21 protein-coding genes are annotated in these 23,867 nt (G+C 54.6%); 2 read left to right on the plus strand and 19 right to left on the minus strand.

All coding sequences use genetic code 11. From position 1 onward, the window contains the following. Positions 1-287: 287 nt before the first annotated feature. From C9I92_RS23280 to C9I92_RS23355, 16 genes are all read right to left on the minus strand, one after another. Positions 288-851, minus strand: a complete 564-nt coding sequence (locus C9I92_RS23280) for an HGGxSTG domain-containing protein (RefSeq protein WP_047885275.1) — start codon at positions 849-851, stop codon at positions 288-290. A 114-nt stretch (positions 852-965) separates the two neighbouring features. Next, on the minus strand, positions 966-1,541 hold the full coding sequence (locus C9I92_RS25920) for a YagK/YfjJ domain-containing protein (protein WP_047885274.1): 576 nt from the start codon (positions 1,539-1,541) through the stop codon (positions 966-968). Positions 1,542-1,733: 192 nt separating this feature from the next. Further along, complete coding sequence (locus tag C9I92_RS25840) at positions 1,734-1,940, minus strand: helix-turn-helix transcriptional regulator (protein ID WP_084712555.1); 207 nt, start codon at positions 1,938-1,940, stop codon at positions 1,734-1,736. Continuing rightward, positions 1,941-2,156, minus strand: a complete 216-nt coding sequence (locus C9I92_RS23295; RefSeq protein ID WP_084712554.1) for an AlpA family phage regulatory protein — start codon at positions 2,154-2,156, stop codon at positions 1,941-1,943. 108 nt (positions 2,157-2,264) lie between these two features. Continuing rightward, entirely contained in the window at positions 2,265-3,158 is an 894-nt protein-coding gene (locus tag C9I92_RS23300; protein ID WP_047885273.1) for a DUF6387 family protein, read from the minus strand. A 113-nt stretch (positions 3,159-3,271) separates the two neighbouring features. Beyond that, the gene (fis, locus tag C9I92_RS23305; protein WP_005372656.1) at positions 3,272-3,568 is read right to left on the minus strand and encodes a DNA-binding transcriptional regulator Fis; all 297 of its coding nucleotides are present in this window, start codon (positions 3,566-3,568) and stop codon (positions 3,272-3,274) included. A gap of 22 nt (positions 3,569-3,590) precedes the next feature. Further along, positions 3,591-4,556, minus strand: coding sequence for a tRNA dihydrouridine synthase DusB (dusB, locus tag C9I92_RS23310; protein WP_047885304.1), 966 nt, complete (start codon positions 4,554-4,556; stop codon positions 3,591-3,593). Positions 4,557-4,712: 156 nt separating this feature from the next. Then, entirely contained in the window at positions 4,713-5,597 is an 885-nt protein-coding gene (gene prmA / locus C9I92_RS23315; RefSeq protein WP_047885303.1) for a 50S ribosomal protein L11 methyltransferase, read from the minus strand. Positions 5,598-5,756: 159 nt separating this feature from the next. Continuing rightward, positions 5,757-7,214 (minus strand): sodium/pantothenate symporter, encoded by a 1,458-nt coding sequence (panF, locus tag C9I92_RS23320; RefSeq protein WP_047885272.1) that lies wholly within the window; start codon positions 7,212-7,214, stop codon positions 5,757-5,759. After that, entirely contained in the window at positions 7,207-7,488 is a 282-nt protein-coding gene (locus C9I92_RS23325; protein WP_047885271.1) for a YhdT family protein, read from the minus strand. Before C9I92_RS23325 ends, panF begins: the two co-directional genes overlap by 8 nt. Before the next feature lie 216 nt (positions 7,489-7,704). After that, the gene (accC, locus tag C9I92_RS23330) at positions 7,705-9,048 is read right to left on the minus strand and encodes an acetyl-CoA carboxylase biotin carboxylase subunit (RefSeq protein WP_047885270.1); all 1,344 of its coding nucleotides are present in this window, start codon (positions 9,046-9,048) and stop codon (positions 7,705-7,707) included. 12 nt (positions 9,049-9,060) lie between these two features. Further along, positions 9,061-9,534: an acetyl-CoA carboxylase biotin carboxyl carrier protein gene (gene accB / locus C9I92_RS23335; protein WP_047885269.1), complete on the minus strand. Its 474-nt coding sequence runs from the start codon at positions 9,532-9,534 to the stop codon at positions 9,061-9,063. A 75-nt stretch (positions 9,535-9,609) separates the two neighbouring features. Beyond that, complete coding sequence (aroQ, locus tag C9I92_RS23340) at positions 9,610-10,062, minus strand: type II 3-dehydroquinate dehydratase (RefSeq protein WP_047885268.1); 453 nt, start codon at positions 10,060-10,062, stop codon at positions 9,610-9,612. 354 nt (positions 10,063-10,416) lie between these two features. Then, positions 10,417-12,366, minus strand: coding sequence for an acetate--CoA ligase (acs, locus tag C9I92_RS23345; protein WP_047885267.1), 1,950 nt, complete (start codon positions 12,364-12,366; stop codon positions 10,417-10,419). A gap of 221 nt (positions 12,367-12,587) precedes the next feature. Next, entirely contained in the window at positions 12,588-13,226 is a 639-nt protein-coding gene (locus C9I92_RS23350; RefSeq protein ID WP_047885266.1) for a 3'-5' exonuclease, read from the minus strand. Positions 13,227-13,243: 17 nt separating this feature from the next. Then, positions 13,244-15,046 carry a DUF294 nucleotidyltransferase-like domain-containing protein gene (locus tag C9I92_RS23355; protein WP_047885265.1) on the minus strand — a complete coding sequence of 601 codons (1,803 nt, stop codon included), beginning with the start codon at positions 15,044-15,046 and terminating at the stop codon, positions 13,244-13,246. Between the two features lie 245 nt (positions 15,047-15,291). On the opposite strand from C9I92_RS23355, the gene C9I92_RS23360 reads away from it, so the two are divergent. After that, on the plus strand, positions 15,292-16,458 hold the full coding sequence (locus tag C9I92_RS23360) for a 3-phenylpropionate MFS transporter (protein WP_047885264.1): 1,167 nt from the start codon (positions 15,292-15,294) through the stop codon (positions 16,456-16,458). Between the two features lie 126 nt (positions 16,459-16,584). Beyond that, the gene (locus C9I92_RS23365; protein WP_047885263.1) at positions 16,585-20,043 is read left to right on the plus strand and encodes a hybrid sensor histidine kinase/response regulator; all 3,459 of its coding nucleotides are present in this window, start codon (positions 16,585-16,587) and stop codon (positions 20,041-20,043) included. A 137-nt stretch (positions 20,044-20,180) separates the two neighbouring features. Here the strand turns inward: C9I92_RS23365 and C9I92_RS23370 are convergent, their stop codons facing one another. From C9I92_RS23370 to C9I92_RS23380, 3 genes are all read right to left on the minus strand, one after another. Next, positions 20,181-21,566, minus strand: coding sequence for a class II fumarate hydratase (locus C9I92_RS23370; RefSeq protein ID WP_047885262.1), 1,386 nt, complete (start codon positions 21,564-21,566; stop codon positions 20,181-20,183). 15 nt (positions 21,567-21,581) lie between these two features. Beyond that, complete coding sequence (locus tag C9I92_RS23375) at positions 21,582-21,962, minus strand: hypothetical protein (RefSeq protein ID WP_047885302.1); 381 nt, start codon at positions 21,960-21,962, stop codon at positions 21,582-21,584. 191 nt (positions 21,963-22,153) lie between these two features. Beyond that, positions 22,154-23,857 (minus strand): sodium:solute symporter family protein, encoded by a 1,704-nt coding sequence (locus C9I92_RS23380; RefSeq protein WP_047885261.1) that lies wholly within the window; start codon positions 23,855-23,857, stop codon positions 22,154-22,156. Positions 23,858-23,867: the final 10 nt, after the last annotated feature.

Genomic DNA, 23,867 nt, shown 5'->3' on the forward strand with positions numbered 1-23,867 from the left:
AATATCAATTTAGCTTAAAAAAAAAAATTAGTGAAGAATAAACTCGAATAATGAGATGTATATGCAACTTTTTTAAGTTATTGTAATAAAAGAGATTTTCATTTTCGCTCCTGTATGTTGTATGTTGCTTATGCAGGAGGCACTACATGTGGTAGTTCAATACAAGATAGGTTCAGTAGCTATCATTTGTCTGTAGGGGGAGTAGATGTATATTTAAAGCCCAGTACATATGTTTGTACTGAGCGTCATTCTATATGAGGTAACAGATAGTATTTACGTTGGTTGTGCTACCAGTTATAACCAGGATGTCTCGAACTATATTTTTTGAACCAATTAGCTAGATACTCTCTATCAGGTGCGGACAATTGCCTAAAAAATTTATGAAATACAATCATCGGTGCATATACATGAAACGCTAGATGTGGGGCATGGGTTTCTTGATAATAAGTATCTAGCGCTGACTGAATGATGATCAGTGCTTCAGGTGTTACGTTAAACATGATGTAGTACTTCAACATTTCTAGCGGAATTTGGTCTTGTTCAACAACATCAAAGACTGTGTCCCAGTCGATTTCATCGGCCAGCATTAGCTCCACCAGCTTTTCATAACTGGAAAGGGCTCTGATGACATACTCTGTCTTGACAGGCTTACCGAAGAACCAGTCTGGGAAGTCTTTTTGGGCGTTCGCTCTTGAAGCCAGTTGCCCTAACTCTGTTTTTGCGCCAGTAGCGTGCCCACCATGAAGTTTACAGCGCCCATTTTTTTTGTTGCCTTTACGCTTGCAGGGGATGCCATGGCGTGTTTTTGCTCCGCACATCGGGAGGCTGTTTAAGTCGAATCTACCGTTCATTTAAGCTTCCTTTTTATTGGGGTTTAATGAAGTGCGAATGGCTTTTTTCCCTTTTAAGTGCGAAACCACCTTCGGTTCATAGGGTTCGTTTTGAGACGGTGAAATTGTTCGCACTTAGTTACTGTTTGTGGTTGCTGGCTTAGGCTTGTTTCGGCTGGTTTGATAGTCCTTCGTTTGCTTTGGTCGATAACCTTTGGTTGCATTTTTTGCGAGATAGCTAAGCCGGTAGATAGCTGCTTGTTGGCTTTTCGTGCAGCTTCTTGATATCTGGTAATAACAATGCCTTGGAACGTAGAAGTTGAGCACCTGCTGGTTCTGAATCATCTTTTCTATGAGCTTAATGATATTGCTGGGGTGATTAACCTTATGGCCATTGAGTAACAGTGCGGTATGGTAATGAGGATATTTGCCTGAGAGCTGCTCTCTTGCCCAAGCATAGCCAACGATACAGTTGTATTGCCTCTTTAAATGAGACACTAATCTACGCATGAACATAGATAGGTGCTTACTGTCCAGTGCCGATGTTAGGCATTTGAAGTCTACTCGGATCATGAGCAATCGAGAGTAGTGTGTAAGTAGTACAGATAGCTGCTCCATTGTTTTTCTCATTATTTTGCTATTGATACCTGTATCAAAGTGCATGATCTGCCAAATAATATCGTCGTAGATAAAGTTGTCTGTTTTAATCATTGGGCGGTAAATAATATAAATATCCTGCGGTTATTTCTTACCATGCAATGACCTAAACTCAGTAATGAAAAGGCTCCAAGCCACCAGCACGATGAAAATGTGTTGATGAAAAACCTTGTTTAGCGTGTCAGCTGGTGCTTGCTTGCATTGTGATGTCTTGGAAAGGAACAGGTAGCCCTGTCCTTTCTTGTGTTAGCGGTTGTAGAGCCAAGCGTTGAAATCGTCTTCACGCCAGCCGATCTTGTTTTCACTTAACTTAATAGGCGTGGGGAAGCAGCCTGATCTTATCCCGCGATAGAGTGTTGAACGGCTAACACCTAAAAGGCGTTGCATTTCAGTTGGCTTGATGAATCGTGTAACTGGCTTGGTTTGGGCTACGTGTTTGCAAGGCGGTTGCATTTAAATCTCCATAGCGCGGTCATTTACCCAGCTCATAATTTCGGATAAGCGCCAGCCTACCGAGCGGCTACCTAGCCTTAGTCGTTTAGGAAAGCGGCCTTGCTTTTCGAGTTGGTATGCCTGTGAGCGTGAAATCGATGTAATTTGTAGGCGCTCGGCCTCGCGGATTACTCGGTCTTGAATGGAATGTTGATGGTTATTAAAAGCAGACATCATTCACCTTTGTTATGTCTTCATTTGCGTTGGGTGAATGATGCTGGTTTTCGATCGTGCAGTCGGTACATAAATCAAAATTTGAATTTTGTACCTTTTGATGGTGGATCGTTAAAGGCTAAGTACTTTCCGACTTAATAGCGATTTATCTTCTCTGATTTTGCTAAATAATCGATTCATGAGCTCTGTATTCAAGACGGTGTTTGCATAGTAAGGACGGATTGTTCTCTTTACTTGATACTCGTCTTTCTCTCCATCAAATAGTATGCGGCTCAACAGTGAAGCGGATGGCTTAAGCGGCGCAAGTTGGTTATTGGGGTGAGTAAGAAAGTAAAAATCCAGATCTAGGAAGGCAATCGCCTTGTATTCGATGATCTTTTTTAATGTTTGAAGGTTATCATGCTTTTTGTCGTCAGAGGACTTTTCTGGGCATCTTAGTTTTTCTCTGAGCTGGGGGAGCAGGTAGGCAATATCCTTTAGGATTTGTTGATCGTTAGCGTTCTCCAAGTCAATAGATAACAAAACACTATCGCGGGAGGCGTTGAAAGGCATTTGGTACTCAGCACGGTTTCGTTCTAGTTCTTCTTTTTGAGTGATTTCACGTGTTGCGTCTGGGGATGGTACTTTGCCATTGAAAAACTCAGCAGGGGATGGAAGAGGGGGTCTACGGGCATCGTTCGCGTCTTTCATCATAGTAAGGGTTTCTAAATCGATGCGTTTCATCACGTGAACAGAGTTAGTTTCTAGTGGGAGGCTGGCCCTGGTAATAGTTGGGCAGGAACTAACGATTGGATTACCTCTGGTTATTTGTGTCCAGCCATTCTCTCTAAACCTGCCTCGACAGTATTGAGGTATTCGCTCATGGAGTGTAAGCCTGTAGTCGAGTTCATTTAGGAACTCTCCGATAGTGATGCTGTTTAATTGGTCGTAGTTTCTGATATTAAACCAGCTAGGCCAATCGTCATGATTGGTATTCCGGATACTTTTACGCTTTGTCGATGGCATATCAAAAGTCTCATAGAAAATACCCCGGGGTACATGTCGGGGTACATATAACAAGAAAGGGGCTGTCCAATTAAGGAAAGCCCCTTTCAATACAGTTATTTGCTGGTGAGTTATCAGTTCATGCCGTATTTCTTCAGCTTCTTACGAAGTGTACCGCGGTTGATACCCATCATTGTTGCTGCACGAGTCTGGTTACCACGGGTGTACTGCATGATAGTGTCCAGCAGTGGCTGCTCAACTTCAGCAAGCACTAGCTCGTACAGATCATCGACTTCCTGACCGTTTAGTTGAGCCAGGTAGTTTTTCAGTGACGCTTTGACAGAGTCACGAAGTGGCTTCTGTGTGATTTGGTCCTGTGAAGTTACAGTAGTAACTGTTAGTGCTTCGGAAGTCAGATTTTGTTCGAACATATTCTGTAAGCTCTTCTCGTATTTATGCAACGTTTTCGAAGTAGCCTTGCAGCGCATCGATCTGCTGTTCAGCATTCTCGATTGCGTTGAAGGTCTGGCGGAAATCACCAGCTGGGGCATGCTCTTTCAGGTACCAAGACACATGCTTGCGCGCGATACGCAAACCCAGGTATTCGCCGTAGAAACGGTGTAGCTCCTGGACATGACCCAACATAATCTCGCTGACTTCATCCATAGATGGAGCCGACAAGTGTTCGCCAGTTGTTAAATAATGATGGATTTCACGGAAAATCCATGGTCGGCCCTGCGCCGGGCGACCAATCATCAAAGCATCGGCACCGGTGTAATCCAGTACAAAGCGTGCCTTTTCCGGTGAATCGATATCACCGTTCGCAATCACCGGAATCGAGATCGCTTTTTTCACTGCCTTGATGTAATCGTATTCTGCTTCGCCTTTGTACATACAGGCTTTGGTGCGGCCGTGCAGGGCCAGCGCCTGAATGCCGCATTGCTCGGCGAGTTTGGCAATGTCGATACAGTTGCGGTTATCCAAATCCCATCCGGTACGGGTCTTCAGTGTCACCGGGACATCCACTGCATCCACCACGCTGCGAAGAATCTCTTCGATCAGCGTCGGGTACTGCAGCAGGGCTGAACCTGCCAGGCGCTTGTTCACCTTCTTGGCCGGACAACCCATGTTAATGTCGATGATCTGGGCACCGTTTTCGACACTGAACTGTGCCGCTTCAGCCATCAGCTGAGGGTCGGAGCCTGCGATCTGTACCGAGCGGATTCCCGATTCGCCTTCATGCACCATACGGTTCTGAGACTTGGCGGTTTTCCACAGGTCAGGATTGGATGACATCATTTCACTGACGGCCATGCCGGCGCCGTAGCGCAGACACAGTTCACGGAACGGACGATCGGTGACGCCTGCCATTGGGGCTACTATCAATTGGTTTTTAAGTTGATAAGGACCGATCTTCAAACGTCTGTTCCCGACACTGCCAGTAAGGGCGCGCATTTTACGCATTTTTTCGCTGTCTGAAAAGGCCAATAATTGAGCATTTAGTTTTTGAATTACAAAACCGTTTGCTTTTCAATCAATTGACCGTTTTATAACCAGAGCAGCGGTTGGGCGCGATCAGGCTTTCTGGCCTGCGATACGGCACCATTCTTCTCGGGCAGCAATCGGATCCAGACGAATCTCATCGCTGTAGAAACTGGCAACGTCTTCCGCCTGAGTTTCCAGCACACCGGAGATTGCCAGCAGGCCGTTGTCTTTCACCAGGCTCTTAATGACCGGTGACAGTTCACGCAGTGGGCCAGCCAGAATGTTGGCAACCACGACGTCAGCCGTCAGACCTTCCGGCTGATCCTGCGGCAGGAACAGTTCCAGTTTGTCAGCTACGCCGTTGCGCTCTGCGTTGTCACGCGACGCCAGGATCGCCTGTGGGTCGATATCGATACCGATGACTTTCTCCGCGCCCAGTTTCAGCGCAGCGATGGCCAGAATGCCGGAGCCACAACCGAAATCGATCACGGTTTTACCGGCCAGGTCCTGGCCGTCAAGCCATTCCAGACACAGTGACGTGGTTGGGTGGGTCCCGGTCCCGAACGCCAGGCCCGGATCCAGCATGACGTTTACGGCATCCGGCTCAGGGGCTTCGCGCCAGCTCGGACAAATCCACAGGCGGCGGCCAAAACGCATTGGGTGGAAGTTCTCCATCCACTCACGTTCCCAGTCCTTGTCTTCCAGCTGCTCAACTTTGTAGGCAAAGTCGTCGGCGATCAGCGGGCTGTTCTTCAGCATCTCCAGGACGAAGTTCATGTCCGTTTCGGCATCGTACAGGCCAACAACGTCAGTATCACCCCACAGGCGGGTTTCTCCCGGCAGCGGTTCGAAAACCGGCGTGTCCTGAGCGTCCAGGAAAGTGACAGAGACCGCACCGGTCTCTTCCATCAGCATGTCGCCGATGGCTTCAGCATTGTCTGCCGTCGCGTTCAGTTTGATTTGAATCCAAGGCATGGTTAATTCGCTTTTCATTAGCTACGGTTCAAGGATGCGGAGTCTAGCATGAATTTTAGGCAGTAGGTACATGCAGTGACTCGCCCGACGGCCGGGGCGGGCCGTTGATAGAAAGATAGCACCCGAAGGTGCTATCTGAGAGAGGGAATGGTTGGCGGGTCAGACCTGCTGCGGTACCTGAACCGGTACCGGGCGGGTCAGGCTGCCGATCACGAAAGCGACAAGGCTCAGCGCCAGGGTCGGCACGATGATGTGGATCCCGCCCAGATCCGGCTTGATCACTGACAGGGCGATGTAGCACACCAGGCCGCTGCTCATCGAGGCGAAGGCGCCGGTGGCTGACGCGCGCTTCCAGTACAGGCCCAGCACCAGCGGCCACAGGAACACGGCCTGCATGCCGCCAAAGGCCAGCAGGTTAAGCCAGATGATCATGTCCGGCGGATTGGTCGCCGCGACAAACACCAGTGCGGAAAAGATCCCCGTTACCCACAGTGACAGCTTCGGTAGGCGGCGTTCTGCTTCCGGTCCTTCTGCGGCTTTGGGGTTGATGTAATTGAGGTACAGATCTTTGAGCAGGGTGGCTGACGCCTGAATCAACTGGGAGTCTATGGTCGACATAATGGCGGCCATCGGCCCGGCAAGGAAGACCCCGGCCACCACTGGCGGCAGTACCGTCATCATCAAGGTCGGCATGATCTGATCCGGGCTGGCAATATCCGGGACGATAGCGCGTCCCAGCGCGCCGGCCAGGTGCATCCCCAGCATCAGGAAGGCCACCATGATGGTGCTGATCACCATGCCGCTGTGCAGCGATGCGCTGGACTTATACGACATGCAGCGTACTGCGGCGTGCGGCAGGCCAATCACCCCGAAACAGACCAGTACCCAGAAGCTGAGCATAAATGGCTGGCTGAGGAAATGATCAGGGCCGTACGGCGTGACCAGCGCCGGGTCGATGCGGTGCAGTTCGCCCATCATCTCGCCGATGCTGCCACCGGCGTGGACGATACCGGCCAGCAGGGCAATGGTACCGATGATCATCATGATGCCCTGCACGGTGTCAGTCATGACCACGGCGCGAAAGCCGCCAATGGTGGTATACAGGCCGACGGTGACGGCAAACAGCATTAGCCCGTGCTGGTAAGACAGGCCGGTGACGGTTTGCAGCAGGCGCGCTCCCCCGACAAACTGCACCACCATAGTGCCGAAAAAGGCCAGCAGCAGCGCCAGGGAGGCAAGGATCACGACCCCGCGGTTTTTATAACGGGCATAAAGAATGTCGTTCAGGGTCAGAGCATTGTGGCGGCGCGCTTCAATCGCGAACTTCTTGCCCAGTACCCCGAGTGTCAGCCAGGCGGCTGGCAGCTGGATCATCGCCAGCAGTACCCAGCCCAGGCCCATTTTGTAGGCTGCGCCCGGGCCGCCGATAAAGGAGCTGGCGCTGGCATAGGTCGCGGCCAGGGTCATCGCCAGCACAAAACCGCCCATACTGCGGTTGCCGACCAGGTATTCGTTGAGAAAGCCTTTACCGTTGCTGCGGTGGCGGCGGCTATAAAGCGCCAGAGCAAAAACAGCCAAAAGGTACAGAGCAAGAGGGATAAGCAGCTGGCTATTCATGCGGGGTCTCCTGTTCGGCGTCGAGCGGCATGTCCCGATACAGGAATTTCACCATGAGGGCACAAAGCAGGGTAAAAATCACAGGGCCGATAATACAGGCCAGCAGGAACCAGAGAGGAAAGCCCCAGTAAAGGGTCGGCATGGTGGTGTCAGTGCTGGCCGGGGCAAAACCATAGGCGGTGCAGTACCACCAGACGAAATAAGCCAGTGCCAGTCCGAGAGCCCATTTGGCTTCTTTGTGGGCCTGGCGATAGCGCGCTGAGAGCGTTTTCATGGCGTTAATTATCCATTAATAAGCAGACGGTAAGTGGCAGCGATACAGCGTGTCTGCTCACGTTTCATACAAAAACAAAGGGGGCTATTGTGGCAAAACTTGGCGGGGCGTGCCAAGTGCCGCGTGGTGATTGCTGGTTTCATCACCGCTGTGGCTGGTCGGTGCGAAGAAAAAAGGCTGCCAGAGGCAGCCTTAATGTCAGCGTTCAGCGTGGGTTTATTGCAGACCCAGCTTCTTCTCCAGGTAGTGGATGTTAGCGCCACCGTGCTGGAAGTTTTCGTCCGCCATAATGTCTTGTTGCAGCGGAACGTTGGTTTTGATGCCGTCGATGATCATCTCACCCAGCGCATTCTTCATGCGGGCAATGGCCACGTCACGGTTCTCACCGTAAGTGATCAGCTTACCGATCATTGAATCGTAGTAAGGCGGAACACTGTAGCCGGTGTAGATGTGCGATTCCCAACGCACGCCCATGCCGCCCGGTGAGTGGAAACGCTGGATTTTACCCGGAGACGGCAGGAAGCGAACTGGGTCTTCAGCGTTAATACGGCACTCGATAGCGTGGCCGCGCAGCTTGATGTCATCCTGAGTGAAAGACAGTGGCTGGCCTGCCGCAATACGCAGCTGCTCTTTGATCAGGTCAATGCCGGTTACCATTTCTGTAACTGGGTGCTCAACCTGAATACGGGTGTTCATTTCAATGAAGTAGAACTCACCGTTTTCGTACAGGAACTCGAACGTACCTGCGCCGCGGTAACCGATTTCAACACACGCACGGGTACAACGCTCACCGATGTACTTACGCATCTCTTCCGTGATACCCGGTGCTGGTGCTTCTTCCACAACTTTCTGGTGACGACGCTGCATCGAACAGTCACGCTCACCCAGGTGGATCGCGCCGCCCTGGCCGTCAGCCAGCACCTGTACTTCAATGTGACGTGGGTTTTCCAGGAATTTCTCCATGTAAACCATGTCGTTGTTGAAGGCTGCTTTTGCTTCGGCGCGGGTCATGGCAATTGCTTCTACCAGATCCGATTCTGCACGCACAACACGCATACCGCGGCCGCCGCCACCACCAGAGGCTTTGATGATCACCGGGTAGCCGATGCGCTTAGCACAGGCACGGTTTTTGGCTTCGTCGTCACCCAGCGGGCCGTCAGAACCCGGTACACAAGGTACACCGGCTTTCTTCATGGAGCTGATGGCGGAAACTTTGTCACCCATCATGCGGATAGTGTCCGCTTTCGGGCCAACAAAGATAAAGCCTGAACGTTCGACCTGCTCAGCAAAGTCAGCATTTTCAGACAGGAAGCCGTAGCCCGGGTGAATCGCAACCGCCCCGGTAATTTCCGCAGCACTGATGATGCGAGGAATATTCAGGTAGCTTTCGGTGCTTTGTGCCGGACCAATACACACTGACTCGTCTGCCAGCAGTACGTGTTTCAGATCGCGGTCTGCGGTGGAGTGAACCGCCACAGTTTTGATGCCCAGCTCCTTGCAGGCTCGCAGGATGCGAAGGGCAATTTCGCCACGGTTGGCGATAACAATTTTATCTAACATATCGCGCCCCGGTTACTCGATGATAACGAGAGGCTGGTCAAACTCAACGGCGTCACCGTCTTCAGCCAGAATAGCTACAACCGTACCGGCTTTGTCTGATTCGATTTGGTTCATCATCTTCATCGCTTCAACGATGCACAGGGTATCGCCCACGTTTACAGACTGACCAATTTCCACAAAAGCTTTCGCGTCTGGGCTTGGCGCACGGTAGAACGTACCTACCATTGGTGACAGAACCTGATGGCCAGCTGGCGTCGACGGAGTGGTCGTTACGTGCGGCTCAGCGGCAGGAGCCGGTGCTGCAACTGGTGCTGGAGCGGCAATAGGCGCGCCCATTGGTGCAGCTGCGTAAACGTGAGTAGGCGCAGGGGCAGCAGCAGTCGCACGGCTGATGCGTACGGATTCTTCACCTTCAGAGATTTCCAGCTCAGCAATACCAGACTCTTCAACTAGCTCAATCAGTTTTTTGATTTTACGAATATCCATTTATCTTTCTCTTTTGATGTTCAGTGGGCGGCTGTAAGGCAATGTCCGGCATTGCTCACAGGGCAAAAATCATGATCAGTCGCCGGCGTTAAGGCGGCGTACTGCTGCCTGCAGGGCAAATTCGTATCCGTCTGCGCCCAGTCCGCAAATCACGCCTACTGCTTTATCGGAGAAGTAAGAGTGGCTGCGGAACGGCTCACGGGCGTGAACGTTAGACAGGTGCACCTCGATAAACGGCAGGGCAACACCCAGCAGGGCATCCCGGATGGCCACACTGGTATGGGTGAAGGCAGCCGGGTTGATAATAACGAAATCGACGCGATCCTGAGCGTGATGGATAGCTTCTATCAGCTCATGCTCCGCGTTAGACTGGATGTGCTCGAGTGTCACGCCCAGCGTTTGTGCTTTGGCAGTCAGGTTAGCCACAATATCCGCCAGAGTTTGCTGGCCGTAGTGCCCCGGTTCACGGGTGCCGAGCAAATTGAGGTTAGGGCCATTGATCAATAAAATTCGTTGATTGGTCGACATCTTGACGTTATTTCACTTGTTTTAGAGGTTTAACTCTAGCAACGTGCAAAAAACTTGCAACCTTGCTTCCTTGCGTGCCGATTTATACTGCCAAAACATGCTTGCTGAGCAATTATAGAGAATTCACCGCAAATCGCAGCAAAATACTGGTCTAATCACCGCACTTTTTCTTGTACACGTGTACGCTGTTTGGCGACAAAGAGGAGAGTCGGGGAGCGTCAGCTGACGGCCCGTCAGGCACTATGATTGAGTCTGGCTGGCGAGACAAGTATTCGCGAGAGTGAGCCGGTGACTTTTAGCGGTAGATCAAAAAAGCCGCCTGTTTGGCGGCTTTTCTGTGCTTCTAGCAGCAAATTACAGCACTTTTTGTTTCTCTGCAATCAGCTTATCCACCACGCTTGGGTCAGCCAGCGTCGAGGTATCCCCCAGGCTGGCAGTATCACCGGTGGCGATCTTACGCAGAATACGACGCATGATCTTACCGGAGCGGGTTTTCGGCAGAGCATCTGTCCAGTGCAGGAAGTCCGGCGTGGCAATCGGCCCGATTTCCTTGCGCACCCATTCTTTCACTTCTTTATGCAGCTCGGCACTCGGGATCACCCCGTCATTCAGCGTAATGTAGGCGTAAATGGCCTGGCCTTTGATGTCATGCGGTACCCCGACAATCGCGGCTTCGGCAATCTTGTCGAACGCGACCAGGGCTGATTCGATTTCTGCGGTGCCCATACGGTGGCCGGAAATGTTCAGTACGTCATCCACCCGGCCAGTGATCCAGTAGTAGCCGTCTTCGTCACGACGGGCGCCGTCACCGGTAAAGTACATGCCCTGGAAAGTCGAGAAGTAGGTTTGCTCAAAGCGCTCGTGGTCACCCCACAGGGTACGCATTTGTCCCGGCCAGGAGTCAATCATCACCAGGTTACCTTCGTTGGCACCATCGAGAATGTTCCCCATGTTGTCGACCAGCGCAGGCTGAACGCCGAAGAACGGACGGGTTGCCGAGCCCGGTTTCAGAGCCGTTGCGCCCGGCAGTGGCGTGATCAGGATACCGCCGGTTTCGGTTTGCCACCAGGTATCCACGATCGGACAGCGGCTGTCACCGATGGTGCGGTAGTACCATTCCCAGGCTTCCGGGTTAATCGGCTCACCGACCGAGCCCATGATGCGCAGCGAGGTACGCTTGGTGCCGGCAATGGCTTCGTCACCTTTGGCCATCAGGGCGCGGATCGCGGTTGGCGCGGTGTACAGGATATTGACGTTGTGTTTGTCGACCACTTCGCTCATGCGGCTGGTGGACGGGTAGTTCGGAACGCCTTCGAACAGCAGGGTCGTCGCCCCGTTGGCCAGCGGACCGTATACCAGGTAGCTGTGACCCGTGATCCAGCCCACGTCGGCTGTACACCAGTACACATCGCCTTCCTGGTAATCAAAGACATACTTGAAGGTCATGGTGGCATACACCAGGTAACCCCCGGTTGTGTGCAACACGCCTTTTGGCTTGCCGGTGGAGCCAGAGGTGTAGAGGATGAACAGCGGATCTTCGGCATTCATCTCTTCCGGTTCACAGTGCGCAGAGGCAACCGCTGTCGCTTCGTGCCACCAGACATCACGGTCAGCGTGCCACTCAATGTTGCCGCCGGTGCGTTTGAAGACAATGACTTTCTCAACAGAGGTCACGTCATCGCTCGCCAGGGCATCATCCACATTTTTCTTCAGCGGTACGGCACGGCCGCCACGCAGGCCTTCATCGGCAGTAACCACGACTTTGGCATTGGAATCAGTAATACGGCCGGCCAGGGCTTCCGGAGAGAAACCGCCGAACACGATAGTGTGAACCGCACCGATACGGGTACAGGCCAGCATTGCCACGGCGGCTTCCGCAACCATCGGCATGTACAGGCAAACCACGTCACCTTTACGTACACCCTGGCTCTTCAGTGCGTTGGCAAATTTACAGACCTGCTCGTGCAGTTCGTTGTAAGTCAGAATGGCATCATCAGCCGGATTGTCACCTTCCCAGATAATCGCTGGCTGGTCGCCGCGGGTTGCCAGGTGGCGGTCAATACAGTTGGCGGAGATGTTCAGCGAACCGTCTTCAAACCACTTGATGTTGACATGGCCGGTATCGAACGAGGTGTTCTTCACTTTGCTAAACGGCTTGATCCAGTCAACGATTTTACCGTGCTCGCGCCAGAAACCTTCCGGATTAATCACCGACTGCTGGTACATTTCGCGGTACTGTTCGTCAGTGACGTGGGCGCTGGCAGCGATGTTCTGGTTTACTGGATACACATGAACCTCACTCATTCTCTTCTCCTTGTGTTCCGTCTGTGTCCGTTCCGGACCGGATAATTCGGTATGCAGGATATCCCTTGCGTAATAACTAACTTCTGACAGAACGCTGCCAGCCACAATTAGACTTTAGGATGAGAGGGTGAAAAATGCGGATTGCCCCCGTGTTTTCAGGGGCGTTACAGTCGAAAACTTGCGCTGGCACAAGAGGATGGCGTCACCGAAACGCTGTTTTTTCAGTGGGTTTGAGTATGGGGCAGATAGCGGTGCGGCAGATCGCCGTGTTTTAAACGAACATAAATTAAGGCGGCGGTAATGGCGTCCTGTAGGGCATCGTGACGGGGCATCACCGGTAAATCCAGATGCCGGCTGATCGCTTCCAGGCTCAGATCGAAATAGGCATTGGGCAGCTGGCGCTCCAGTTGCTCGTGATACAGATGGCTGACCTCGACCAGTTTGTTGGGCAGCGGAAAGCCATAATGGCGGCGGAAATAGCGGTCCAGGATCGTCTTGTCATAACGGATGTGATAGCCAACCAGCGGGCGATTACCGATGAAATCCAGCAGCTTGGCCAGCGCCTGCTGCTCATCCAGCCCCTGATTGAGATCCTGATGGCGAATCCGATGGACAGCCACGGAGCCGGCATCCAGACTGGCCGGGGCGCGCAGGGTCAGGTGAATCGACTGGCTGGTGAGGATCCGGTTGGCCCGAATCCGGGTGGCGGCAATCGTCACCAGCTCGGCACTGTGCGGATCCAGGCTGGTGGTTTCACAGTCCAGCGAGACCAGTTCGTCGCCGCGATAACGCTCGAACAGCGCGCGGTATTCACTGTGTCGCAGCCGGTGGCGGTACCACCAGCGTCTTAGTACGTTCATGTGCAGGCCTCCGTCGGTTAGTCCCGGATTTGATAGTGATAGCCGAGCCACTCTTTGAATTTTTTCACCACGTGCAGGCTGTGGCGCAGCAGATCCCGCTCGGCCCGGCTCAGCGGTTCGATTTTCAGGTGCTGCTGCATGCCACCGGCCTGTTGGTCGAGTTGCTGCCGCAAACGCAGTTTAATGAACAGCTTGAGGGCCTCGCTGAGATTGGAGGCGGTCGAGGGTTCGAGGACTTTGCGCGCCTCCAGCTGTTCGATGCGCAGGAAGGTGTTGTTGGCCTCAATGCCGTTTTCCAGCGCCAGTGCCCGGATACCGTGGACGATAGGGAAAACGCCGCCCTGCTTGATGTCGAGCCCGTCCTTATTGGCTTTGAGCTTGCCAAACAGGGACAGCGGAACGCTGAACCGTAGGGCCGGGCGGGTAAAGGTGGCCAGCAGCAGCTCCTGCTCGGCCATCAGTTCGTGGAGGCGGTGTTTGACCGGAGCCAGCAACTCACGGTTACCAGCCACGGCGTGGCTGTCAGCCAGAATCGCCAAATCCATCATCGTTTCCTCATTTCCCTCAAAGGCATAGTCTTTCAGGGTATGTAACCACTCACTTTTCGTCTTCACCCATTTCGGATTGTTGACCATGACCTTGCCCGGGCACAGTGGGTAGCCAAGCTGGTGCAGGGTGTGGGTCAGGGTTTCCATGACCTCGGCCAGCCCCGGCCAGTCGACCCCGTCGGCCAGGATCAGGGCGTTGTCCTGGTCGGTTTTCAGGATTTGCTCGCCGCGGCCTTCCGAGCCCATGACGATCAGGCAACAATGGTTGTGCAATGCCTGCGGCACCACCAGCTGGAAAGCTTTTTCAATAATCTGTTCATTTACCGTGGCGATCAGCTCCATTACAAACCGGGTGTGAATGCCGTTATTAAACAGGGTTTCCACCAGGCGGGTCTGGCTGCCAGCCGCCAGCGCCAGCTCTTCAATCGTCGATGCGCGGGCGATCCGCAGCGTCAGTACATGGGAGTGGGTGGAAAACAGGCTCAGTACCTGGGTGAGATCCAGCATCCCGGCCAGTTTGTCGCCGTCCACGACCGAGACTCGTTTGACCTTGTGACGGGTCATCGCCAGCATTGCGTTAAACAGGTAATCTCCTTTATTGACGCTGATCACCGGCGAGGTCGCGACCTGCCCGACCGGGGCATCGTGCGGATAACCTTCCAGCATCACGGCGTGGAGCAGGTTGGTACGGGTAATAATGCCGTAGGGCTGCCCGTCCCCCGCTTCAACCAGCGCGGCATCTGAGCGTTGCTGTTGCAGCTGCTCGGTAGCCGTCTGCAGCGAGCAGTGCCGCGGCAGGATCAGGCAAGGCTGAATGTTGTCATCGTCAACTTTCGTCAGAATAAATTCGGCCAGGTTCTGCTGGCGCTGGGCTTCTTCCAGCAGTTGCTGGCGGCGGGCCAGGCTGGTGGCAAAGTAGGCCGCAAACTGGCTGTTGTGGTGGTAGAGGTCCTGGAATACGTCGCGTGGCAGCAGGTGGCAGAGGGTATCTTCAAGTGCCCGGTAGCGGTGGCGGCAATGCGCCTCCAGCTGCGCCCTGACATCAAACATGTCATCAGTGGTGTAGTGCGCGAAGACTTCTTTGCCGTCGGCGCTGCTTTCCTCGACACTGCCCTTGATAATGATGAACAGCTGATCGCAGGCGCTGCCTGCTTCAATCAGGGTTTCACCATGCCGGTAATAGGCGACATCCAGCGAATCAATCAGCCGGTGCTGCTGATCCGGGGTCAGGCGATCAAACGGGGGAAGGGACGTGTCAAAGCTATCGGACATGCAGGCTCTCCAGGCAGGCATCAGACCATATATGCAGTGTCTGTCGGAAAGCGAGCGGATGCCAGACGACTTTAGTCTAGCTTGGGGCGCTGATAAGGTTGATCTTCCGCAAAGAGAAATGAAATCAGTGGAATAATTTCATTGGGAGGATGCGCTTAACTGGGCATAATAGGTGCCTTTTGGAGCGGCAGTTCGGTGACAGGACTGCCACATCAGGCTCTTTATTTAGTTTGATAGGACATGGCATGTTTCGAAGTAGCCCTTTTGGCTGGACCTCCCAATATTTAATTGGTTTCTTCTTCAATTACGGTGTTTACCTGCCGTTCTGGGCTTTGTGGCTGGCGTATCTGGAAGTCAGTGCGTCAAATATCGGCTTGCTGCTGGGGCTGGGCTTCGGCGTTCGCTGTCTGGCCAATTTGGTGATCACCCCGCGCATTCATAAGGTGGAGCACCTGATTCCGGCCCTGCGCTGGTTTGGTCTGGCGGCGCTGGCAACCTGTGTTGCCTATATTTATTGCGGCGGAAGTTTGTGGGCACTAACTATCGTCACTGTACTTTTCAATATGATGGTTGGGCCGATTGTACCGCTGTCCGATGCGCTGGCCAATCACTATGCCAAAGAAGGCCATCTGGATTATGGCCGTACCCGGTTATGGGGCTCGATCGCCTTTATCGCCGGTTCTACCGTGGTAGGTCTGGCGGCCGCTGAATTTTCGCCAGCGGTGATTCCCTGGGTAGCTGCGGCTGGTTTGGTCGCCGCGCTGGTGCTGACGGTCCGTCAGCCGACCGTGTTGCCGGTGTCAGAGCCGGGCAGCCATGATGCGCCGCGCCCGGCGCTGATGCAGATGCTGCGTGACCCGAAAGTGATCCAGTTCCTGACGATTATTGCGCTGCTGCAGGGCAGCCATGCGGCGTATTACAGCTTCAGTGCCATTTACTGGAAAGATGTGGGCTACAGCGAAGATGTGATCGGTTACCTGTGGAGCTTCAGCGTGGTCGCCGAAGTAGCCGTGTTTGCGATCAGTAAGCGCCTGTTTGCGGGCTGGAGCGTCGCTAACATGTTCCGTCTGGCTGCGGTGGGGGTGATGATTCGCTGGGGACTGACGGCAACCATGACTGAGCTGCCGGTGCTGTTTGCGGCTCAGGCCTTGCATGGCATTACTTTTGCGGCAGCACACCTGGCGACTATCCGTTATATCCAGCATGCGCAGAGCAACCAGATGGTGGCCCTGCAGGCACTCTATAACGCCTTGCCGATGGGGGCGTTTATGGCGCTGATGACCGCACTGAGCGGCTGGCTGTATGGCCTGTGGGGCGCGGATATTTTCTGGCTGATGGCGCTGATGGGTGTACCGGCACTGTTCATGAAAATTGAAGACATGCCCCGTCGCAGTCTGGTTCAGGATAACTGATTGATTCACTGGTGACTTCAGGACGTTGCCATCCAGAACTGTGATCCTCCTGATTGGTGAGAGCCCGGTGTTTAGCTACACTGGGCTCTCATTTTTTATATCTACAATCTGGATTAGGGATAACGCATGGCACAGGGATGGATTGTCGTGCCGGTGACGCTGGCTTATCTGGTGCTGCTGTTCTGGATCGCCTGGTACGGCGATCGGAATAAGCAATGGATGGCGCGCTGGCGGCCGTGGATTTACAGCCTTTCAATTGCGGTGTACTGCACCTCATGGACGTTTTACGGCACCGTGGGGCAGGCCAGCCACGATGTCTGGTCATTCTTGCCGATCTACATCGCTCCTATTCTCGTCTTCACGTTTGGCTGGCGCATTCTGGCGCGGCTGATACTGATCGCGAAACGGGAACATATCACCTCCATTGCCGACTTTATCGCGGCCCGCTACGGCAAATCGCAGGGGCTGGCAGTCTTGGTGACCCTGATTGCGGTGGTCGGTATTCTGCCGTATATCGCGCTGCAACTGCGCGGGATCACCATGGGGCTGGAGCAGGTCGCCCCCGGGCTGGGCCAGGAAATGGGGATCCTCGGTACCGGTAAATCCGATATCGCCTGGATGGTCACTGGGGCGCTGGCAGTGTTCACCGTGTTGTTCGGGACCCGACACATTGATACCACTGAGCACCACCGCGGCATGATGATGGCGGTGGCCTTTGAGTCGCTGGTCAAACTGGCGGCGTTCCTGATTGTCGGGGTGTTTGCGGTCGCCCTACTGGTGGACATTCCTAACTTGGGGAGCGCTGCGGCTGACCTGTTGCAACCGGCCAATCCTCAGATTGGCAGTCTGCTGATTCATACCTTGCTGACCATGACGGCCATTGTCTGTCTGCCGCGGCAGTTTCACACCACGGTGGTGGAAAATGAACGGGCGCAGGATCTGCATAAAGCGCGCTGGGTGTTTCCGCTGTACCTGTTTCTGATGGGACTGTTTGTTATCCCTCTCTCTTTGGCTGGACAGGCCCTGTTGCCGCACATAGCGGCGGATACCTATGTGATTAATCTGCCGCTGCAAAAAGGGGTCGACAGCATCGCGCTACTGGCTTTCCTTGGCGGGACTTCCGCGGCCAGCGGGATGGTGATTGTCTCGACTATCGCGCTGGCAATCATGGTGTCCAACGACCTGGTGCTGCCGCTGCTGCTGCGCCGTTTGCGGATCTCGGGACGTAACTTCTCGGCCTTTTCCGGATTGTTGCTCAATATTCGCCGGGCGCTGATTGTCCTGTTGTTGCTGGCAGCATGGGGGTTCTATCAGGTTCTGGGCGCTATCCCGTCGCTGTCGGCGATCGGCTTTCTGTCGTTTGCTGCTATCGCTCAGTTTGCCCCGGCGTTGCTGGGCGGCATCTACTGGCGGGAAGGGAACCGCAACGGCGTGTACGCCGGGCTGTGCGGCGGGATCACCATCTGGGCGGTGACCATGATGGGGCAGACCAACATGCTGGCCGGCAGTGCGGATACCAACCTGCTGCTGTGGCTGCTGACGCCGCCGTCGCTGCCGGTTCTGCATGAACTTTCGACTGTGGACTGGGGGATGCTGCTGAGTCTGGTGGTGAACATCATCCTCTATATCGGCGTTTCCCTGGTGACCCGCTCGTCTCTGACCGAGCGGTTACAGGCGGCCTCTTTTGTCGGGGCACCGTTGCCGGAAAGCGGCGATGCCAGCCTGTACCAGACCCGGGTGACGGTGGCCGAACTGGAAATGCTGGCGGCGCGGTTTGTCGGACGTAAGCGGGTGCGTTATGCGTTCCGGCAGTACGGCGAGCAGCACGATGAATCCCTGCTGCCGCAGCAACAGGCGCCATCGACCTTGATCCGCCATACCGAGCGGGTACTGGCGGGGGTGTTCGGGGCGTCATCAGCACGGCTGGTACTGACCTCAGCGCTGCAGGGCCGCAAGATGCAGCTGGAGGAAGTGGCGACCATCGTCGACGAAGCCTCGGAGCTGTTTGATTTCAGCCGCGGCCTGCTGCAAGGCGCGATTGAGCATATCAGTCAGGGGATCGCGGTAGTGGATAAACAGCTGCGGCTGGTGGCCTGGAACCAGCGCTACCTGGAGTTGTTCAGCTTTCCGCCCGGGTTGATTCAGGTCGGGCGGCCGATTGCGGATGTGATTCGCCATAACGCCGAGCTGGGGCTGTGCGGGCCCGGCGATCCGGAAAAACATGTCGCCAAACGGGTCGAGCACCTGAAGCGGGGAACGGCCCATACCTCATCGCGGGTGCGTCAGGATGGCCAGGTGATTGAGGTGCAGGGGAATCCCATGCCGGGCGGTGGCTTCGTAATGAGCTTTACCGACATCACGGAGTTCCGCAATGCCGAGCAGGCGCTGAAAGAAGCCAACGAAACGCTGGAAGAGCGGGTGCGTCAGCGAACCAGTGAGCTGGAATCCCTCAACCGTCAGTTGGTGGTCGCCACCCAGCATGCCGAGTTGCAGACCAAATCCAAGAGCCGGTTTCTGGCGGCGGTAAGCCATGATCTGATGCAGCCGCTCAATGCCGCGCGGTTGTTTGCCTCGTCGTTATCAGAGGTCGCGGCTGACAAGGAAACCCGCAAGCTGGCCAATCATATTGAAAGTGCACTGGGTGCGGCAGAAGATTTGATTGGCGATCTGCTGGATATCTCGCGGCTGGAATCCGGCAAGCTGGATATCCATGTGCATGCCTTTGCCCTCAATGATGTGCTGGCGAACCTGAACGCCGAGTTCAGTGCACTGGCTAAACAGCAGGGCATCACGTTTTCCATGGTGCCGACCTCGCTGGTGGTGCAGTCTGATCCCAAATTACTGCGCCGGGTTGTACAGAACTTCCTGACCAATGCGTTTCGCTACAGCCCCAGCGGTAAAGTGGTGCTGGGGGCGCGCCGGATTAATGGGCAGGTGCGTATTGATGTCTGGGATAACGGTATGGGTATTGAAGAAGAGAAGCAGCTGGAAATCTTCGAGGAGTTTAACCGTGGCACCCAGGTGCGCTCCGATCAGGGGTTGGGGCTGGGGCTGGCGATATCAAAAGGGATTGCCCAGGTGCTTGGTCATCAGATCTCGATGCGCTCTTGGCACGGCAAAGGCAGTGTTTTTTCTATCACCCTGAATCAGGAAGACAAAGCGGCCTTGCCTCGGGTCGCTCCACCGGCGGCCAGCCAGAGCCATTCAGATCTTAGCCACTTGCGGATTTTGTGTGTCGATAACGAGCCGGACATTCTGGTCGGGATGGAAAACCTGCTGGCCCGCTGGGGCTGTGAGGTGAAAACCGCGACCGATATCGTCGACAGCCTCAAAGCGCTGGAGGACGGCTGGCTACCGCATGTGATTTTCTCCGATTACCGGCTGGACGATGGCCGCACCGGGCTGGAAGTGCTGCAGCAGTGCCGCCTGCGGCTAGGGAACCGGTTTGCCGGGGTGATCATCAGTGCCGATCGTACGGATGCGATGATGGAGGGAATACAGGCCAATGGCTTTAGCTTTATCGCCAAACCGGTGAAGCCGCTTAAGTTACGCTCCGTGCTCAATCGGGTCACAGAAACGGCATGAAAAAAATCATTCTTTGGCTATCAAAAACGCGTATCTGATCTCATTAGCTGCATGTATCAAAGAGACCGCCTCCGGGCGGTCTCTTCGTATTTACAGACAGCAAGGTCACTGGCCACTGAAATTGGCCGCGGACACAGCTACTCTGCGACGCCACCCTGCGTCAGCTTGGCCGGATCGAGCAGGCGTTCCAAGGTTGCGCGATTGAGATCGGTCTCCTCTTCTGCCACGTCAATAATGGCCCGGCCCTCCTGATAGGCTCGTTTGGCAATCGCGGCGGCTTTCAGGTAGCCAATCACCGGATTGAGTGCGGTGACCAGAATCGGGTTCTTGGCCAGCGCGACATCCAGGTTATCCTGACGCACCGTGAAGGTCGCAATGGCTTTATCGGCCAGTGCTGTGGCGCTGTTTGCCAGCAGTTCAATACTTTCCAGAATATTGTGCGCAATCACCGGCAGCATGACATTCAGCTGGAAGTTACCGGACTGGCCGGCCACCGTGATGGTCGCGTCATTCCCGATCACCTGGGCGGCTGCCATGGCGGCGGCTTCCGGGATCACCGGGTTGACCTTGCCCGGCATAATGGAGGATCCGGGTTGCAGCGCCTGTAGCTCAATTTCGCCCAGCCCGGCGAGGGGGCCGGAGTTCATCCAGCGAAGATCGTTGGCGATCTTCATGATCGCTACTGCTGTCGTGCGCAGCTGGCCGGACAGGGCGACGATCGCATCCTGGCTGCTGAGGTTGAAGAAGAAGTTCTCGCTGGTGGAAAAGCGGATCCGGGTGGCCTGCGACAGGTTGTCGGCAAACGCTCCGGCAAAGCGGTGATCGGCGTTGATGCCGGTCCCGACGGCGGTGCCGCCCTGGGCCAGGGCTTTGACCGCAGGCAAGGTCTGTTCGATGGCCGCTTTGGCGTGGCTGACCTGATACTGCCAGCCTCCCAGCTCTTGGGCAAAGGTCACCGGCATGGCATCCATCAGGTGGGTGCGCCCGGTTTTCACGACGTGGCTGAGGCTGTTTTTCTTGGCCTCCAGTGTTGCAATCAGATGCTGCAGGGCCGGTAGCAGCTGTTGTTCGAGAGCCAGAGCAGAACTGACCTGTATCGCGGTAGGAATCACGTCATTGCTGCTCTGGCCCATATTGACGTGATCGTTCGGGCTGACATCCCCGCCGAGTGTTCGGCTCGCCAGTGTCGCAATCACCTCGTTGGCATTCATGTTTGAGCTGGTACCGGAGCCGGTCTGAAAGACATCAATGGGGAACTGCGCCAGATGCTGGCCGTCGATAATGCTTTGTGAGGCTTCCTCAATGGCAGTGGCTATATCACCTTCCAGCAAACCGAGCTGAGCATTGGTGAGTGCTGCCGTCTGCTTGATGTAAGCCAGCGCCTGAATGAATCGGGCCGGCATGGTGTGACGGCTGAAGCGGAAGTTATCGACCGCCCGCTGGGTCTGGGCCTGATACAGTGCGTCAGTGGGGACCTGCACCTCGCCCATGCTGTCAGTTTCGGTACGGAAAGTCTGGTTCATTGCGGCTCCTTGTTGTCAGTCGAGCGGCGCCTGTACGCCGCGCAGTTGTTGCTGTAAGGCCAGAAAATGGATATCCCCGTCTTCGAATTGGTCGTAATAACGCTTCAGGGTCAGTAGCGGGACATGGATGGAGTCCAGGCACACCCGGCGAAAGATGTGGCTGCGCCGCGGGTCGGCAATGGCTTCGAGAAAATGGTGATACAGCTGACGCAGGAACAGCTCACACAACAGGGCATTTTCCTGTTCAGCCCCGTGTTCGTGGCTGGCTGCCAGCAGCACACCCCAATGAAGGTATTCGTGAATAACATCCGGCTCAAAACCGTGAGGGGATGAGTAATCCTGAAACCGATCCTGCGCTTTAAAAAATGCGTTATAGAGGTGAGCGTGGCTGTCCATAGTGGCCCCATACATATTATGTAATGATAACTATTATCATTTAATTTGTGGGATGGCAATCCTTGTGAACGTTCCGTGTGGCGAAAAAGCAGAAAGGCGGCGTTGAAGCAGAAGGAAAAAGTACAGAGAAAGGCAAGAAAAAAGCCGACGCGTGGCATCGGCTTTTGAGGATGGCGGTGTGGCGGGCCCGATTAGTGATCGTGCGCGGCACCGGCCCCTTTTGGATAACGGATAGATTCAACCATTTCCTGTACATCTTCCGGTACTTCGGCAGTGAACTTGTTCACAACAATCGATACCACGAAGTTCAGACACATACCCAGTGTACCAATGCCTTCTGGGCTGATGCCGAACCACCAGTTTTCAGGCGTGCTGGCGGCCGGATTGATGAACTTGAAGTAGATGATGTACGCTGCGGTAAAGAAGATCCCTGACAGCATGCCGGCAATTGCGCCTTCTTTATTCATCTTCTTATAGAAGATGCCCAGAATAATCGCCGGGAAGAACGAGGCGGCAGCCAGACCGAAGGCGAATGCCACCACCTGAGCCACGAAGCCCGGAGGGTTGATACCCAGGTAACCGGCACCGATGATAGCCAGACCTGCGCCCACCCGTGCGGCCAGCAGTTCCTGTTTATCGGTCATATTGGGTTTGAAGCCTTTCTTCAGCAAGTCGTGTGAAACCGAGGTGGAGATAACCAGCAGCAGACCGGCAGCGGTAGACAGTGCAGCGGCCAGGCCCCCGGCTGCCAGCAGAGCAACTACCCAGTTCGGCAGTTTCGCCAGCTCAGGACTTGCCAGTACGATGATGTCACGGTTGATGTTCATCTCGTTGCGCTCATCGCCGGAGTAGAACATTTTGCCGTCGCCGTTCTTATCTTCCCAGGTCACCAGACCCGTTTTCTCCCAGTTTGTTACCCAGCTTGGTGCTTGCTCAACCGGCACACCTTGCATGTCAGGGCCGTTCACCGTGGTGATCATGTTCACGCGGGCAAAAGCGGCTACTGCCGGAGCGGTGGTGTACAGGAACGCGATGAACAGCAGTGCCCAACCGGCAGAGATACGTGCATCTTTAACGCGTGGTACGGTGAAGAAACGGATGATAACGTGTGGCAGACCGGCTGTACCTACCATCAGCGCCGCGGTGATGAAGAAGACATCGACCATGCTTTTCGAGCCGTCGGTGTAGGAGGTGAAGCCCAGCTCCGCGGTCAGGCCGTCAAGTTTGTCCATCAGGAAGGTTTCAGTACCTGTCAGGGTTGAGCCCATCCCAATTTGTGGAATCGGGCTGCCGGTCATCATCAGAGAAGTAAAGATAGCCGGTACCATGAAGGCGAAGATCAGCACGCAGTACTGAGCAACCTGGGTGTAGGTGATCCCTTTCATCCCGCCCATCACGGCGTAGAAGAACACGATGGCCATCCCGATGATGATACCCATGTTGATATCAACTTCCAGGAAGCGGGCGAATACCACGCCCACCCCACGCATCTGACCGGCCACGTAGGTGAAGGAAATGAAGATGGCACAGAAGACAGCCACCATACGCGCCGTTTTCGAGTAGTAACGATCGCCGATGAAATCCGGCACCGTAAATTTACCGAACTTACGCAGGTAAGGCGCCAGGCACAGTGCCAGCAGCACGTAACCACCCGTCCAGCCCATCAGGTATACCCCGCCGTCGTAACCGACGAAAGAGATGATCCCTGCCATTGAAATGAAGGAGGCGGCTGACATCCAGTCGGCGGCCGTTGCCATACCGTTAGCCACCGGGTGTACGCCACCGCCGGCCACATAGAACTCACTGGTTGATCCGGCGCGGGCCCAGATGGCGATGCCGATGTAGAGGGCGAAAGTGATGCCCACTAAGATAAACGTCCAGGTTTGGATATCCATAATAAACCTC

Source organism: Photobacterium ganghwense (assembly GCF_003025595.1).
Taxonomy (GTDB): Bacteria; Pseudomonadota; Gammaproteobacteria; order Enterobacterales; family Vibrionaceae; genus Photobacterium; species Photobacterium ganghwense.